The sequence below is a fragment of the Zwartia hollandica genome, assembly GCF_019923725.1.
Taxonomy (GTDB): Bacteria; Pseudomonadota; Gammaproteobacteria; order Burkholderiales; family Burkholderiaceae_B; genus Zwartia; species Zwartia hollandica.
Genome location: NZ_JAHXRI010000025.1, coordinates 136,745 through 150,974, shown reverse-complemented (window position 1 = coordinate 150,974; position 14,230 = coordinate 136,745). Strand labels below are relative to the sequence as shown.

Annotated in this window: 16 protein-coding genes; 8 read left to right on the top strand and 8 right to left on the bottom strand. The window is 53.0% G+C overall.

Annotation, left to right across the window (positions count from 1 at the left end; translation table 11 throughout):
* Positions 1-29 precede the first annotated feature (29 nt).
* Positions 30-830: an SDR family NAD(P)-dependent oxidoreductase gene (locus tag KZZ10_RS15135; protein ID WP_259662375.1), complete on the top strand. Its 801-nt coding sequence runs from the start codon at positions 30-32 to the stop codon at positions 828-830.
* On the opposite strand, the gene denD is transcribed toward KZZ10_RS15135, so the two are convergent.
* The 3 genes from denD to otnK are packed head-to-tail and all read right to left on the bottom strand — an operon-like array spanning position 793 to position 3,781.
* On the bottom strand, positions 793-1,809 hold the full coding sequence (gene denD / locus KZZ10_RS15130; protein WP_259662374.1) for a D-erythronate dehydrogenase: 1,017 nt from the start codon (positions 1,807-1,809) through the stop codon (positions 793-795). The two genes, KZZ10_RS15135 and denD, sit on opposite strands and share 38 nt — an antisense overlap.
* Before the next feature lie 2 nt (positions 1,810-1,811).
* On the bottom strand, positions 1,812-2,501 hold the full coding sequence (locus KZZ10_RS15125; protein ID WP_259662373.1) for a class II aldolase/adducin family protein: 690 nt from the start codon (positions 2,499-2,501) through the stop codon (positions 1,812-1,814).
* Positions 2,498-3,781 carry a 3-oxo-tetronate kinase gene (gene otnK, locus KZZ10_RS15120; RefSeq protein WP_259662372.1) on the bottom strand — a complete coding sequence of 428 codons (1,284 nt, stop codon included), beginning with the start codon at positions 3,779-3,781 and terminating at the stop codon, positions 2,498-2,500. Before otnK ends, KZZ10_RS15125 begins: the two co-directional genes overlap by 4 nt.
* 88 nt (positions 3,782-3,869) lie before the next feature.
* On the opposite strand from otnK, the gene KZZ10_RS15115 reads away from it, so the two are divergent.
* Positions 3,870-4,451 carry a methylated-DNA--[protein]-cysteine S-methyltransferase gene (locus KZZ10_RS15115; protein ID WP_259662371.1) on the top strand — a complete coding sequence of 194 codons (582 nt, stop codon included), beginning with the start codon at positions 3,870-3,872 and terminating at the stop codon, positions 4,449-4,451.
* Positions 4,452-4,489: 38 nt separating this feature from the next.
* Positions 4,490-5,602 carry an NADH:flavin oxidoreductase/NADH oxidase gene (locus KZZ10_RS15110; RefSeq protein ID WP_259662370.1) on the top strand — a complete coding sequence of 371 codons (1,113 nt, stop codon included), beginning with the start codon at positions 4,490-4,492 and terminating at the stop codon, positions 5,600-5,602.
* A gap of 18 nt (positions 5,603-5,620) precedes the next feature.
* On the opposite strand, the gene KZZ10_RS15105 is transcribed toward KZZ10_RS15110, so the two are convergent.
* The gene (locus KZZ10_RS15105; RefSeq protein WP_259662369.1) at positions 5,621-6,103 is read right to left on the bottom strand and encodes a YajQ family cyclic di-GMP-binding protein; all 483 of its coding nucleotides are present in this window, start codon (positions 6,101-6,103) and stop codon (positions 5,621-5,623) included.
* A gap of 72 nt (positions 6,104-6,175) precedes the next feature.
* Between KZZ10_RS15105 and KZZ10_RS15100 the strand changes: the two genes are divergently transcribed.
* Genes KZZ10_RS15100 through KZZ10_RS15085 form a run of 4 tightly spaced genes read left to right on the top strand, consistent with a single transcriptional unit; the run spans position 6,176 to position 8,654 of the window.
* Positions 6,176-7,036, top strand: a complete 861-nt coding sequence (locus KZZ10_RS15100; protein ID WP_259662368.1) for an MOSC domain-containing protein — start codon at positions 6,176-6,178, stop codon at positions 7,034-7,036.
* A 12-nt stretch (positions 7,037-7,048) separates the two neighbouring features.
* Entirely contained in the window at positions 7,049-7,207 is a 159-nt protein-coding gene (locus tag KZZ10_RS15095; RefSeq protein ID WP_259662367.1) for a DUF5993 family protein, read from the top strand.
* Positions 7,204-7,788, top strand: coding sequence for a disulfide bond formation protein B (locus KZZ10_RS15090; protein ID WP_259662366.1), 585 nt, complete (start codon positions 7,204-7,206; stop codon positions 7,786-7,788). Before KZZ10_RS15095 ends, KZZ10_RS15090 begins: the two co-directional genes overlap by 4 nt.
* Entirely contained in the window at positions 7,788-8,654 is an 867-nt protein-coding gene (locus KZZ10_RS15085; protein ID WP_259662365.1) for a peptidoglycan DD-metalloendopeptidase family protein, read from the top strand. Before KZZ10_RS15090 ends, KZZ10_RS15085 begins: the two co-directional genes overlap by 1 nt.
* 54 nt (positions 8,655-8,708) lie before the next feature.
* Here KZZ10_RS15085 and KZZ10_RS15080 read toward each other — a convergent pair whose 3' ends face one another.
* Positions 8,709-9,053 (bottom strand): DUF805 domain-containing protein, encoded by a 345-nt coding sequence (locus KZZ10_RS15080; protein WP_259662364.1) that lies wholly within the window; start codon positions 9,051-9,053, stop codon positions 8,709-8,711.
* A gap of 128 nt (positions 9,054-9,181) precedes the next feature.
* Between KZZ10_RS15080 and KZZ10_RS15075 the strand changes: the two genes are divergently transcribed.
* Positions 9,182-9,796 (top strand): histidine phosphatase family protein, encoded by a 615-nt coding sequence (locus KZZ10_RS15075; protein ID WP_259662363.1) that lies wholly within the window; start codon positions 9,182-9,184, stop codon positions 9,794-9,796.
* A gap of 12 nt (positions 9,797-9,808) precedes the next feature.
* Here KZZ10_RS15075 and KZZ10_RS15070 read toward each other — a convergent pair whose 3' ends face one another.
* The 3 genes from KZZ10_RS15070 to KZZ10_RS15060 are packed head-to-tail and all read right to left on the bottom strand — an operon-like array spanning position 9,809 to position 14,225.
* The gene (locus KZZ10_RS15070) at positions 9,809-11,011 is read right to left on the bottom strand and encodes a xanthine dehydrogenase family Fe-S subunit (RefSeq protein WP_259662362.1); all 1,203 of its coding nucleotides are present in this window, start codon (positions 11,009-11,011) and stop codon (positions 9,809-9,811) included.
* Positions 11,008-11,844: an FAD binding domain-containing protein gene (locus KZZ10_RS15065; RefSeq protein ID WP_259662361.1), complete on the bottom strand. Its 837-nt coding sequence runs from the start codon at positions 11,842-11,844 to the stop codon at positions 11,008-11,010. Before KZZ10_RS15065 ends, KZZ10_RS15070 begins: the two co-directional genes overlap by 4 nt.
* The gene (locus KZZ10_RS15060; RefSeq protein WP_259662360.1) at positions 11,841-14,225 is read right to left on the bottom strand and encodes a xanthine dehydrogenase family protein molybdopterin-binding subunit; all 2,385 of its coding nucleotides are present in this window, start codon (positions 14,223-14,225) and stop codon (positions 11,841-11,843) included. Before KZZ10_RS15060 ends, KZZ10_RS15065 begins: the two co-directional genes overlap by 4 nt.
* Positions 14,226-14,230: the final 5 nt, after the last annotated feature.

The window sequence follows — 14,230 nt, the reverse complement described above, 5'->3', positions numbered from 1 at the left end:
AGCATTACACCTTTACCACCGGAGCAGACATGGACTTACATTTAAAAAATCATCACGTCCTCATCACAGGCGGCAGCAAAGGCATCGGCCTGGCTTGCGCGAAAGTGTTTTTAGAGGAAGGCGCCAAAGTCAGCCTCGTATCACGCGACCTCGCTACGCTAGAGGCAGCCAAGCAGCAACTGGCCACACAAAATCCAGGTGCTGCCGCGCACATTGCGATCTACGCAGCAGACCTCAAAGCATCGGACTCGGCTGTAGCAGCCCTTGATGCAGCCGAAAAAGCGTTTGGTCCCGTCGACGTATTAGTGAACTCTGCAGGAGCGGCCAAGCGTGTTGCGGCCGCAGACCTCAAGCCAGAAAATTGGCGTGATGCGATGGATTCAAAATTCTTCACCTACATCAACATGCTGGACCCCTGCATCAAGCGCATGGGTGCTCGTAAAAAAGGTGTCGTGGTCAATGTGGTCGGCAATGGCGGTAAGTCACCATCGGTGTTACACATCTCGGGCGGAAGCGCAAACGCAGCCTTGATGCTCGCAAGCGCTGGCCTGGCCGCAGCCTATGCGCCGCACGGCGTTCGAGTGAACGCAGTGAACCCTGCGGCGACGGCAACAGATCGTTTGATGGAAGGCATGAAGGTCGCGGCTAAGCACGAGAACATCTCGGTCGAGCAGGCCATACAAAAAGCCACGGCACGCGTGCCGATGGGCCGACTTGCCTCACCTGAGGAAGTCGCCGATACGGTGGTCTATCTGTCTTCAAGTCGTGCCAGCTACGTCACCGGCACCATTATTACGATGGACGGTGCGGCACACCCTCTGGTCGTTTAATCCCGGCCATCTCGATATACTGCTCAATCACAGCTCGGTAAGAAGCATCTGCCTTCAAGCCGAGCTTGTTTGTGCGTTGGCAATCAAAGCGTGGTGGCCAACCACCCACAATCCGCTTAATTGTTGCGTCAGGCTGAACCGTCACCAGCGAAGCGACTTGGGGTCCAGCGACATCTTTGAGCGCTTGCAACATCTCGCCTACCGTCACTGTCAAGGCAGGCAAGTTCAAGGCAGTTCGGCCACCGAACTCCTCTCGACTGACTTCGACAACTTTCAATATGCCCTCAATCGTGTTGTTCGGAGAGGAAAGCGCGACCGCAGTGTTTAGTTCAACGGGACACACTGAAGCGATACCAGACAAAGGCTCGCGCACAATACCGGACAGAAAGCTTGAGGCCGCCCCATTCGGACGTCCAGGCCTCACCGACACAGTCATCAAGCGCGCTACTCTTCCGTCGATATAACCCTTGCGTGTGTAATCCGCGATCATTTGCTCGCAAATGAATTTATGAATGCCATAGCTCGACTGAGGCGTAGGTAATGTCCCATCACGCACGACATCGGCCAAAGCAATTGCTGGGTCCGATCCAAATACCGCCACAGAACTTGCGAAAAATAATAGCGGCGCTTGCCCATTACGCGCTTGCTGAGCACGCAATGCATCCAGTAGTTTTCTGGTTGTATCGAGATTTGAGCGTAGACCCAAATCAAAATCCGTCTCGCACTCACCAGATACTGCAGACGCAAAATGAAAAACAGCGTCGTAATTTTTTTCACATAAAGCATCGATACGCGTGAGTAAATCACCAACATCGACCGTCACTAACGGATGTGACGCGATCTCTCGTCGCGCAGGCGCATATAAGTCAGTAAGTGTGAGCGATGTGATCGTCTGATCGCGTAGCTGACCGCGCTTGAGCAACGCTTGCGTCAAGAGGGTTCCCAGAAAACCAGCCGCACCAGTAATTAAAATATTCATATTTACCAAGACGCCTTAAAAAGTTCACGCAATTCTTGTATGGAAGACTCATCCAATGCCTTCGCCGTGCAGCCGCCACGCAACCAAAGTTTCGCAGTCTCTTCGAGCTCTTCGAGCGTCGCCATGGCAGCGCCAGGATTTGGGCCCCAGACTTGCGGGCCGAGCTTATCGCACATCACTGCTCTGAGCGACAAACCACGCGCACGGTGGGACGCTATGAGCCGTTCAAGCGCATCGGCGACCGCTAGTGCACCAGGACGGTAATAATCAATCAGTGGCACATGCCCGACTTTCATCACATAGTAAGGGGTGATGGGCGGAACAATATCATCCTTCGACCAGACCCCGCGCAAGGTCAAATCGACAAGCCAGGACGAATGTGTGTGTACAACACAGCCCGCCTCAGAATCGCAATCGTAGATACGTCGATGCAAGACAAGCGTCTTGCTTGCCCGATCGCCACTGAGTTGCTCTCCTCGCGCATCAATGCGAGACAAGCGCGAAGGGTCAAGAAATCCTAGGCATGCATCCGTTGGTGTAATTAAAAAACCACCGCCATCCGCCTGCGGCACACGAACACTGATGTTTCCGGTCGAGCCATGCACGTAGCCGCGCTCAAACAAGCTTCGCCCAATCCGACAGATTTCCTGTCGTAAAAAAATCAAATGCGCTGTTTCAGTGGTGCTGCTCATGAGGATAACTTTCCAAATGCTTTCAACAAAAAGTCCTCGGTACCGAAGTTTCCGGACTTCAATGTGATGTGCAGAATTTGATCATTCACATTGGTGTTTCCGGCACACCAGGGCACGCCGGGATCAATTTGCGCCCCGATTTGCAGCTGCTGCATCCCCAGCGCTTGAACAACAGCGCCGGACGTTTCTCCGCCTGCTACGACTAACTGTGCCACACCCGCTTGCACTAATCCGCGTGCAATCAGCGCAAGGGTCTGCTCAACCCACTCACCGACCTCGGCGATGCCAAGTTTTGTTTGAATCGCTTTGAGAGCGTCCGGTTGTGCAGTTGAGTAGATAAGCACTGGGCCATCCACCAGTTGGGGAGTCGCCCAGGCCAGCGCTTCTCTTACGAGTACCTCACGCGCATCCGGTCCTTGGTCCATCCGCATGGGGTCGACTAGGTAGCTGGGTCGACCGCTCGCGACAAACGCAGCAACCTGCGCATTCGTTGCACGCGAGCAGCTTCCTGCAATTACTGCCTGTAAGCCTTGTGCGGCTGGTAAAGCGGCAGCCCTCTCATTGGGCACAATACCGAAATTTGCGGGCAAACCAATCGCGACTCCGGAACCAGCCGTAACCAAAGGCATATCGGCTAAGGCAGGTGCCAACCGATGCAGATCAGCGTTACTAATAGCATCGACAACCGCAATACCCACGCCCTGTTGCTTAAGCGCTGCGATACGTTGTTGGATGGCATCCTTACCCTGTGCGATAACGGCATAGTCGATCAATCCGACTTGCCGCTTGGTCTGGGGCGCCAACACGCGCACAAGATTAGGATCCCGCATTGGAGTCAACGGGTGGTCTTGCATGCCACTTTCATGGAGTAGCACATCGCCGACAAACAGATAACCCTTAAACACCGTTCGACCCACGTCCGGGAATGCTGGTGTGGCAATGGTGAAGTCTGTGCTTAACGCCGCCATCAAGGCATCAATCACAGGCCCGATATTGCCCTGTGCAGTCGAATCGAAAGTCGAGCAATACTTAAAATAAATCTGACGAGCACCTTGCGCCTGCAGCCATTGCAGCGCATGCAGAGACTGCGCCACGGCTTCTTGAGGCGCTATCGTGCGGCTCTTAAGTGACACCACAACAGCGTCGACTTCGTTGCTCAAGGGAGCCGTCGGGACACCGACTGTTTGAAGCACGCGCATTCCGGCGCGCACGAGGTTGTTGGCCAGATCGGTTGCACCGGTAAAGTCGTCAGCAATACAACCCAAGAGCACGCGAGGCATGATTAACGTCCAAAGGGTGCCAAGCTTAAGCACCCGCAGTGTTTAGATGCCTCAAATTATAAGGTAGGGTCTGCATTACACTTAGCACATGAGCCCAAACCCGTTAAAAGTGCATGCCCTTCCTCCGAATGCCCTGCGCGCAAAAGGCAGTGGTCTATCCCTGCGATACGGGACGGCAAAAAGCCCCTTCGGACCCTGCCTATTGGCATGGACCGGTCAAGGGATCTGCTTACTGCACTTTCTAGATGGTCCCGCGACGCAAGCCGATTTAATCCTCAAGCACCTGTGGCCCCAGGCTATGGTGCAGCACAATCAGGCAGAGGCCAATACCATCGCAACGTCGATTTTTTCTGCGCACGGTCCAAGTAAGCCGCCCGCGCTGATTTTGTGCGGAACACCTTTCCAGCTCAAAGCATGGCGTGCCCTCTTAGAGATTCCTTTTGGCGAAACCAGATCTTACGGGCAACTCGCAGAAGCAATGGGAAACCCAAGTGCAGCACGCGCAGCAGGTACCGCGATCGGCGCCAATCTCCTGGCATACCTCGTACCCTGCCACCGCATCATCCGCGAGACAGGTCAAACCGGTCAGTATCGCTGGGGCCCCCAACGCAAAGCAACAATTCTGAACTGGGAGGCCGAACAACTTGCGACTCCTCAAGCCAACCGTTAGCATCTTGCCACTTACCGAATTACTTATAGGATTCAGCGATGAGCCAACTTTTTACACCCATCACAATCGGTCCCCTGAAGCTTGCAAACCGTATTGTGATCGCCCCGATGTGCCAATACTCAGCCGATGACGGTCTGACGACTGACTGGCATACCATCCATCTCGGCCACATGGCACTTTCTGGCGCAGGTCTGCTGATCATCGAAGCCACTGGGGTCGAACCAATCGGTCGCATCACAAACGGCTGTGTTGGCTTGTATTCGGACGAAACAGAGGCCGCGCTCAAGCGTACGATTGATTCGGTTCGAAAGTATTCAGACATCCCTATCATGATCCAGCTCGCGCACGCTGGCCGCAAGGGATCGAGCCAGCGTCCCTGGGAGGGCGGACAGCTCCTCGCGCCGAAGGATGGGGGCTGGGTCCCGCAAGGGCCCTCTGCCATTCCCCAACTACCTACCGAACCAGCCCCGCAAGAAATCGACGCGGCAGGACTCAAGCGGATTCGTGAGGCGTTTGTGCAAGCGACTAAACGCTCGGTTCGCATCGGCTTTGAGGGTATCGAACTACATAATGCGCACGGCTACTTGTTGCATCAATTTCTTTCACCAATCGCAAACCAGCGCACCGATGCCTACGGCGGTTCCCTAGCGAATCGCATGCGCTTTCCTCTGGAAGTCTTTGAGGCCGTGCGCGCAGCGACTCCAGCAAATGTCAGCCTGGGTATACGCATCTCTGCAACCGACTGGGCTGAAGGCGGCTGGACACCTGAGGAAAGCGTGGAATACGGCAATGCACTGAAGGCGCTGGGCTGCGACTTTATCGATGTATCAAGCGGTGGCGTGGCGCACCAACAAAAAATACCTCTGGGCCCAAAATATCAGGTTCCTTTGGCAACGCAGATCAAAAAAGGGACAGGCCTGCCCACGATGGCAGTCGGTTTGATTACCGAGGCAAAAGAGGCGGAAGAAATTATTGTCAACGGCGAGGCTGACATGGTGGCATTAGCCCGGGGCATGCTCTATGACGCCCGTTGGCCTTGGCATGCTGCAGCAGAGCTGGGTGCATCGGTTCAGGCACCCAAGCAATACTGGCGTTCACAGCCTCGCGGCTTGACCACCCTCTTTGGGGATGCCAAAACAGGTGGCCGATAACACTTGGTAAAACCGCCTCTAGTCCCTAAAGTTATTGAACTGCAGGGGTAGAGGCACATCCGCCTTCTTTAAGAGCGCGATGGCTTCCTGCAAGTCATCGCGCTTTTTACCTGTCACACGAAGCTTATCGCCTGTGATTTGTGTTTCCACCTTGAGTTTGGCTTCCTTGATTGACGCAATCAGCTTCTTAGAAACGGCCTGCTCAATACCCTGCTTAACCGTGATCTTCTGACGCGCGCCACCTAGATTCTCGAGCGGATCCGCTACATCCATACAACGCACATCGATACTGCGTGCGCTCAGGCGCCCGCGCAAGATATCAATCATTTGCTTAAGTTGAAAGGCACTGGGGGCAACTTGGGTCACCACATAACCATCCAATTCAAACTTGGCATCCGTTCCCTTAAAGTCAAAACGGTTCGTCAACTCTCGGTTGGCCTGATCGACAGCGTTGGTAAGTTCGTGTTTATCAACCTCAGACACCACATCAAAAGAAGGCATAGCAAAATCCCGACAGTGAAAACAGGATTCATTTTAGAATAGAACGCATCACAATGATCAGGACAACACCAAATGGCAGACTGCAACGGAATCATCAGCCAAATGTTCATTTACCCTGTCAAATCCTGCGCAGGGATCGAGATCAACCAAGCGACTCTTACTGCTACAGGCTTGGCGTTCGATCGCGAGTGGATGATTGTCGACCAAGACGGGCTGTTTCTGACCCAACGCCAGATCCCACATATGGTGTGGATCACCCCAGAACTGACCAGTCACTCCCTAAAACTGAAAGCGCCGGACCAACCGACCCTGGAGATCGAGTTCAATCAACGGGGTGCGAGCCGCTCCGTAACCGTTTGGCGTGACACCCTTCTCGCCGATGACATGGGTGACGAGGCCGCTGCTTGGCTTGATCAATATCTGGCTGTTCCAGGCAAGCGCTTTCGACTGGTGCGCTTTGCAAAAGATGCCAAGCGTCTTTCGTCTAAGGACTGGACTAAAGAGATCGACGCAGCCAATATGTTTAGCGACGGCTTTGCCGTGTTAGTTGCGACCCAGCGCAGTTTGGATATCTTGAATGAACGACTGCTTAAGCAGGGACACGAAACCGTAGATATGCTGCGCTTTCGGCCAAACATTGTGATTGAAGGTCTTGAGGCGCATACTGAAGATAATTTAAGTGAACTCCACCTTCATACCGCCTCGGGACTTGTCGCCTTAGGACTCGTGAAGCCTTGCCCTCGCTGTCCTATCCCGAACATTGACCCCTACACTGCGAACAGCACGCACGAGGTCATGGACACGCTGGCTACCTACCGAGCACTTGCGCGTATGGACGGTGCAGTTTGTTTCGGAATGAATGCTATTGTTCTCTCCGGGATAGGCCAGACACTACACGTTGGACAAGGTTTTGAAGCCGACTACGCGATTTAAAGGAAATACCGCATGATTATGATGTTGCCGTTTTTAAGCGCCCTCCTTGCGATTTGGTTCAGCTTGCGTGGCAATCGTCCCTACACAATCTGGGCCTGGATATTTACGTTTGTGATATTTCTCGCATGGATGCACTATCACATGACTGATAAGTTGAATATTTCGCTATGAACACATTATCGGAAGACCTGAGCGGTGCGCATCGCTACTTCGGCAAATCGCTTTCTTACTGGCTTAACGCCGCTGCTTTGGCGGCGGTATGCGGCTCCTTAATCGAAGCGCTTTTCTGGCAAATTGCTTTCAACGAACTTCCCTGTCCTCTGTGCCAATTACAGCGGGTAGCTCTCACACTCGCAGGCATCGGCATGATGCTCAATATTCGTTTTGGACCCCATGCCACACACTATGCGATCATCCTAGCCTCTGCGCTCGCGGGCGCTACAGCATCCGTTCGACAAGTCCTATTGCATATTGCACCAGGCGATACCGGCTATGGCTCAACGCTTTTTGGTCTACATTTTTACACTTGGGGTTTTGTCTCTTTTGTCATCATGATGCTATTTTGTGCCGTGATGCTTTGCATTGATCGCGATCAACTCCAACGATCAAAAGCTGCCACGACATGTGCATTGTCCACATTTTTAATCGCACTATTTTTCATTATTGCCGCCGCCAACACTTTTAGCGCGGTCGCAGTTTGCGGGTTTGGTCCCTGCCCTGACAACCCTACGCAATACCTTTGGCAAAAATAATGTCCGGTGTCACTATGCCTGTCATGCGTTGGCTAGCCTGCCTATTGACGTTTCTTAGTGGTGCTTGTGCAGCAGCGCAAGATCCGCTGTTTGCAGCCCTGAACCATCCGGTACCCGGAGGCGTAGCTGTCATAGACATCACCACCAAGATAAAAAAAGGTACAACAACTGAGGTACGTTTTCTCGAAAAGCGAGTCCTAGTTACACGCACGAAAGTAGGAAAAACGTTGGCAATCGTGGGGATACCTCTAAGCACTACGCCAGGTACGCAACGTATCACAATCACACACGGCACAACCCAAAGCTCTGCTGACTTTGAAGTGCGAAACAAGGTCTATCGCGAACAACGCATCACACTCAAGAGCAACAAACACGTTCATTTATCCGACGAGGACTTGGCGCGCTATAAACGTGAAGCAACTCTGCAAGACAATGCCTATCAACAGTTTAGTCAGGGGCATCCAAGCAACCTCATTCTCGACAGACCGGTCGACGCACCGCTTTCTAGCCCATTCGGGCTAAAACGTTTTTTCAACGGAGAAGCGCGGGCGCCTCACTCTGGCTTAGATTTTGCAGCGCCAACAGGAACGCCTATCAAAGCTCCTGCAGCCGGTACTGTCATCCTAATCGGCGATTTTTTCTTTAATGGGAAAACCGTATTTGTGGATCACGGACAGGGCATGATCAGTATGTTCTGTCACTTATCCGTCATTGATGTAACGGAAGGACAACGACTGGAACGTGGTCAAGTGTTGGGGAAAGTGGGAGCGACAGGCCGCGTGACAGGCGCCCACTTGCACTGGAACGTCAGCCTAAATGACGCACGTGTCGATCCAGCTATTTTTATTGGGATGTTTACCCCCTAAGCGAAACATCTCCGAGGCGTGAGGGCCAGAAAATTCTAGGCAATCAACTCTCGGTCAGGCTTCTGTGGGGGGAACATAAACACCGTACTGATTTTCCTCAGGCTTTGTTTCTTGCGCGTACCAATAGATCAGTACCAGAATTCCGATGACTGTAATAAAGATTAGCTGCCACCAACCAGTTCGACCAATATCGTGTAATCGTCGTGCTCCGGCAGCCCACAACGGCAAGACAAATGCAAGACTAACCAGCAAGGAAACCACATTTCCAGCGGCGAGACTTGCGATCCAGTTGATCAAAAACGTAAACAAATAAAACCACCAGAATTCGCTTCTTGTAGCTCGCCCAGAAAAAGTCGCGTACTTTGACAAACAAGTCGAAACAGCTGTACCGAATTTCATACTTCCTCCAAGGGGCTCAGCAAAAAATGAGATTTTAGTGCGTATGCCGATACAATCAAGTATCAAGCACTTCAACTCAGGCTGTCTACACAATCTGTCCCAACATGTTCTCTAAGGGCGCTAACCGCATGAGCATCCACTTTATTCGTCATGGTGAAACCTTACTGAATGCCGCCCGCGTCATTCAGCCAGCCGACACACCCCTAGGACCTCGCGGACTAGAACAAGCGGAATTGGCTGCACAGCGTATCAAGGCACTTAAGCCTGCAGCAATACTAAGCAGTGACATGCCTCGCGCTTGGCAAACTGCGCAAGCCATCTCAAGAGCGACTGGCCTCACTCCTCAAACTACCACCTTGTTATGGGAAAGAAATTTTGGAGACTTTCGGGGTAAGCCGCATAATGCCTTTGACTTTGATCCCATCAACATGGAGGATGCGCCACCTAACGGTGAGTCGTTGGCCACATTCCATGCCCGTGTTGAGCAGGCCTTAGCGCATGCGCTCACATTGCATGCCACGCTTAATGGTCCGCTTATCGTTGTCAGTCATGGGCTGGTGATTCATTCTCTACTCCAGCGCTGTGTTGATCTCAACGGACACAGCCTACCGGAGCGCATCAGCAATACAGCGGTCAGCACCATCGACCCAGCCAAACCACATCGCGCGCTACTGGTTAACTGTACGACGCACCTGTCTGGCACCTCACTGGCAGATGATGTCAAAAGCCTTTCTGGAGGCTAAGCGGCCTGCAGTCTACTTGCCGCCAAATAAACGCTTGATCCGCGACCAAAGAATTGAAGCGAATACGGCGAGAGGATTAATAGCAGCCGCTGAGGGTGCGCGTTGCCTATCAGGATCTTGAATGATCCCCGCCACATTGCGACCAAAGTCTGCAATCATTCGACGAACAAACTCTTGCACAAGGCCCGAGCGAGAAAATTGAGCCAACGGCCCTTGTAGGACATATGTCAGCTCAACAAAGACTTTCGTATGCGATTGATCCAAGCTTTGAACGCGATAGAGCACGTCTCCGGTCGCACGCGATTGGCTTAATGCGTCTTGCCCACTGCCACGCAAAACCGCGCTTCTGTTTTGCGAATCAAGCTCAAGCATCGCTCGACCTTTAAATGACGCAGACATCGGGCCAAATTTCACCGCGACAGATCCCGTCACCTCAGCGCCAGACATCTCATCAACTTGTGCACCAGGCAAACAAGATGCCACACGACGCAAATCCGTCATGAGCGTCCAGACGTCATCGGCAGAGCAAGGAACCTCAAAAAAACCATCGACTTTTGTGCCGGTCACCTTGCTAACCGCCGTGACAAGAGCAGCATCTGTGACGACCTGTTGCGACTCCGCTACGCGGCCACTGTTTTGTGCACTAAACCCCTCGAAACGTTCGGACTGTATTGTGGCACTGCGCTCAGACGTCTGAGGCCCATGCTTGCCACCGCGCAACAGATTCACTTCAGCATCAGGATTCTGCGACAAATCGCGCAAGACACTCATGATGGCAGCCACGATCCCCATATAGCCGGTACACCGACAAATATTGCCGGCAAGCTCTATCCGCACGCGCTCTTCGTCTGCCTCAGGCAAACGCAAAACAATATCTCGTGCGCTCGCCAACATCCCTGGAGTGCAGTATCCGCACTGAAGCGCATGATGAACCGTAAACGCATCACGCAACCGTTTCATTACCGGATCTTGACCATAACCCTCGATGGTCGTTACCGACTGGCCATCGCAGGCAACTGCATAGGTAATACAAGAACGCACCGGAGCGCCATCAACCAACACCGTGCATGCGCCACATACACCGTGCTCGCACCCAAGGTGCGTCCCAGTCAACTGCAACTGGTCACGCAAAAAATCACCCAAATGCGTCCTGGGTGCGACTTGCTGCGACGAGCTCTGCCCATTGACTTGTATTTGAATCGTCTTCATGCTCATCGCTGTACTCCGAACGCCTGGTGCACGCACCGCAATACCACTTGCACAAACATTTGCCGAGTGATGTCGTCCTGCTGAGGGAGCATCTGCTGCAAGGATGCTTGCACCGCTGCCTCATCAAACCCTTCAAGGCCATGGGCGGCAACACTTACCGACAGCGTACTCAACACACAAGGAGCACCATCTAGTGCACCCACAACAATGCGAGCAACTTTTGAGGCAGGATCGATATAGGTGGCACAACTTGCATGTGCGAACTCACCCGTCTTTCTGCAAAACTTTTGATAGCCCCAGCGCGCCCGAGACGAAACCTCTGGAAAATGTACTGCGGTAATAATATCGTCTGCAGCCAGTACTGTGGTGTATGCGGCAATCATAAAGTCCGATATAGACACCAGCTTAGTGCCCGAAGCGGATTGAACCTCAATCCGCGCATCCAGTGCAGCACACGCTAACACCCAGTCAGCAGCAGGGTCTGCATGCGCGAGGCTGCCGCCCAAGGTGCCACGATTGCGCACCGAGCGATACGCGATACGCGATGCGACCATTTGCACCGGATGATTTCGTATTAACTCGTAAACGCCATCTTCAATTTGTGCATGTGTGATCGAAGCACCTACGCGCAACGTGTTCCGATGCTGAGTGACTGTCTGCATCTCTGCGAGCTTAGACAGATCGACAACAGTTTGAGGACGTGTCAGACGCAAATTGAGCATGGGGCCTAGGGACTGACTGCCTGCGATAGGCTTTGCTCGTTCACCCCCTGCCTGCAGCACGCTAAGGGCTTGTTCAACACTGTTGGCCGAAACGTATTCAAATTGTGCAGCCTTCATACGTCACCCCTTGCGGTTTGCTGCTTGGCGTGATTAATCGCCTCAAGCAGGCGCCGTGGCGTTAAGGGTGTCTGATTCACCTCGATGCGACCACCGAGTTTACGTAAAGCGTCGTTAACCGCTCCAAAAATTGCGGCAGGCGGTGCGATAGCACCTCCCTCCCCCATCCCCTTTGCGCCAAATTCTGTGTGCGGAGAAGGCGTTTCAATATGGTCGATACGGATATTAGGAACCTCAGTCGCACCGGGCATCGTGTAGTCTGCAAGGGTGGAAGCTAGAGGCTGACCAAACGTGTCATAAGGCATTTCTTCATACAAGGCTGTTCCGATTCCTTGTGCAACGCCGCCGATCGTTTGGCCCTCTACTACCATCGGATTCACGACTACGCCACAGTCTTCCACAACGACATAATCTAAAATTTCGACACTGCCCATCCTTGGGTCGATCGCTACGACTGCTGCGTGGGTGGCATAAGAGAAGGCTCCAGTATCAACTTTGGGCTTATAGCCTACCGTTGCTTCTAATCCAGCTGGATCGACATCCGTTGGTAGTCTTTGAGGATTCAGATACCAAGCGTTTGCGACTTGGTCGATGGTCACATGCGCACTTGCCGTTTTGACACAACCGTCTTCAAAATGTACGGAGGCAACATCTGCCTCAAGCAGGTGGGCACCGATCTTTAAAATCTGCGGGATGAGTTTTTTACAGGCCTGAGAAACCGCTCCGCCTGACATGACGAGCGAGCGCGAAGCGTAAGTACCACTCGAATAGGGTGTCTGCCCAGTATCGCCATGGATCACCCGAGTACGCGATACATCGATACCCAGAACTTCATTGGCGATTTGTGCAAAGGTCGTCTCCATACCCTGACCGTGCGAATGCACCCCCACGCGTATGTCGAGTCCACCATCTGGGGTCAGACGTACCATCGCTTGATCAAAACCGGGGACAATTGGCATACCCCATGCAGCGAAGACGGATGTCCCGTGGGCGGACTGTTCGGTGTAGGTTGCAATTCCGAATCCGACGAGCCTTCCATCCGACTCCCCAACCTCTTGACGCGATCGGATCGCTTTCAAGTCGATCATCTCTAACGCACGCCGCACACTTGCTGGGTAATCGCCGCTATCAAAGTATTTATTAGCCACATTCAGATAAGGCATCTGCTCCGGCTGCACGAGATTCTCTACTCGAATCTCCCAGGGCTCACGGCCAACCTCTTGTGCGATCGCATTCAAAGTGAGTTCCATGGCAAAACAAACACCCGTGCGTGCTACACCACGGTAAGGAACAAAACCTGGCTTGTTCGTCGCGACGCAACGGGTCACACAGCGATATCCCTCAAAGGCATAAGGGCCAGGCAAGTTACCTACTGCCTGACCAGGCTCAATGCCGATCGTAAAAGGCCAAACCGAGTAAGCACCACCATCGATCGTAATCTTCGCATCTAACGCTAACAGTCGCCCTCGCTTATCGGCGTAAGCTGTCATTTCGTAATAGTGTTCGCGTGTATTTGCACCAGCGATCAAATGCTCTCGTCGGTCTTCAACATAGCGAAAGGGCTTTCGATAAGTCTTCGCCAGCCAGGCAACGCATAGCTCTTCTGGTTGCAAGATACACTTATAACCAAAGGCGCCGCCAACGTCTGGGGAAATGACGCGCAACTGCCCCTGATCTAATTGAAGGTATTGCGCGAGTGCCGTACGAATGAGGTGTGGGACCTGCGTTGCGCTCACTACAACCAATTGGTTTGCCGGATGATCCCAGTAAGCGAGCACCGCCTTACCCTCGAGCGGTACTTGGCACTGTCTAGCCAAGCTCATTTTGCGGTGTACGACCACATCAGCCTTCGCACTTAACTCGTCAAAGCGCTTGTCTGCGGATAGTGTGACAAAAATATTATCTTTCCAACCCTCATGCATCAAATCCGATTGGGCTTGCGCAGCCGTGTGGATATCCGCGTAAACCGGAAGTTCCTGATAGTCGACCTCTGCTTGCTCTAGCAGATCCTCGGCCTCAGCACGCGTTGGTGCGCAAGACATAAGAACCGCCTCTCCAACGAAACGCACCTTACCGCTTGCAAGCGGTGATTGCACGGAAGATTGGTATGTTGGCAGTGACGAATCGGCAGCTATATCGAGAGCGCCGACTAGATCACGACGCTCAAATATCTGTCCTGCTAAGGTGGGCGGAATTCTAATATTTGTAATACGCGCATGGGCCAGAGGGCTTCTTGTGAACGCGACTTCACTCAGCCCAGGCATTGTCATGTCAGCGACGAAGTTGCCTTTGCCGTGAAGATGTCGGGCATCTTCTTTGCGTTGCACTCTCGCCCCGATACCCTGGGGCTTGATCTGCTTCACATCACCTGGGTGACCCATGCGGT